This is a genomic window from Pedobacter sp. 05L430 (assembly GCF_056397585.1).
Genome location: NZ_JBFTNT010000628.1, coordinates 1 through 525 on the forward strand (window position 1 = coordinate 1; position 525 = coordinate 525).

The 525-nt window shown below is 32.6% G+C and carries 1 protein-coding gene; it reads left to right on the plus strand.

Annotation, left to right across the window (positions count from 1 at the left end; translation table 11 throughout):
• Positions 1-364: thioesterase domain-containing protein (locus AC1DG9_RS27695; RefSeq protein ID WP_477635783.1), on the plus strand; the 364-nt coding region annotated here is incomplete at its 5' end.
• Positions 365-525 lie beyond the last annotated feature (161 nt).

Here is a 525-nt window from a genome sequence, read left to right on the forward strand (position 1 = left end):
GGATAATCCTATGCAGACTCTATCCTACCAATTGCGAATATCTAAAAGAAAACTAAAACCTATTTTCTTAAAAAACAAGGAGATAGATAAAGAAGTTTTCACATATAAAAGAGAGGTTTATGAAAGCTACGAAATGGCTTACAAAAAATATCAACTACAGCCTGTAGATCTTAAAATAGATCTGTTTAGAGTAGAAAAAAGAATTTATTTTCTAGACGACCGTGTATACTTAGGCTGGCGGAAGTATGGCAAAAAAGGTATAGATATCCACTCTGTTCCAGGTGATCACAAAACATTTTTAGCTTCACCCAACGATCAAAAGCTAGCAAAAGTTCTGCAAAGAGTAATTAACACTAAGGTTTAAAATTATGGAGCTATTAAATATTAATAACGATGTAAAGTGGACCGCTGCAAAAAAGGACGTTGCATTCGATAAGAGCGCAATTAATATATTTCGAATAAATGTAAACGAATATTTCAATCAAATCAGCAATGTGTATGAGTCTAATCTCTCATACACAGAAC